Origin of the sequence: Akkermansia sp. GGCC_0220 (assembly GCF_017566105.1) — a bacterium.
Taxonomy (GTDB): Bacteria; Verrucomicrobiota; Verrucomicrobiia; order Verrucomicrobiales; family Akkermansiaceae; genus Akkermansia; species Akkermansia massiliensis.
In genome coordinates this window covers 1-653 of the sequence record NZ_JABFCI010000052.1, presented here as the reverse complement: position 1 = coordinate 653, position 653 = coordinate 1, and the positions used below count along the sequence as shown (strand labels likewise).

Annotated in this window: 1 protein-coding gene; it reads left to right on the top strand. The window is 61.3% G+C overall.

Annotation, left to right across the window (positions count from 1 at the left end; translation table 11 throughout):
- Positions 1–653: two-component regulator propeller domain-containing protein (locus HJW02_RS12930; RefSeq protein WP_208050668.1), on the top strand; the 653-nt coding region annotated here is incomplete at both ends.

Sequence of the window (653 nt, the reverse complement as noted above, 5' to 3'; positions counted from 1 at the left end):
CTGCCGGAATGCCCGGTGCGCTTCATCCGCGGCACCCTGGTGGCGCAGGATGGAGCTATATGGGCCGTGGGGGAGAGGGAAAGCGTTTACCGCCTTCAAGTCGGCGACAGGGCGTACGAGAAGTCGTGGCTCAACATGGATTATTATTCCGGCTTTCCCAAAGGGAAGAATTTCACCTGCATTGCGGAGGACAGGCAGGGCCGCATCTGGGTGGGCACGGACGACAGCGGCGTGGCCGTTTTCAACGGGAGGGAGTGGAAGACGTATGACCGCGGCAATGCCCTGAACGGAGAGCATGTTTATGCGCTGGCCGTCTCTCCCGTTTCCGGGGAGGTGGCCGTTGCCACGTCCGGAGGCGTGTCCGTTTATGATCCCGGGAATGATTCATGGAAGGCGCTGGACCGGTCTACGGGACTGGTGGAAGACCAGGCGGCTTCCGCCGGCTTTGACGCCAGGGGGAATCTGTGGCTGGCCTATGCCTGCGGCGGTATCTCGTATTCACCGCGCAAGTCGGGGTACATGCAGTGGAAGAACGTGCAGGCGCCGTGGTACTGGGACAGCAAGCAGTTTGCCCGGCAGCCGTACCAGCCGTATGGGGACGGGCTGCCTTCCAATATCTGCAATGTTCTGGCCTGTACGGAAAAAGACCAGGT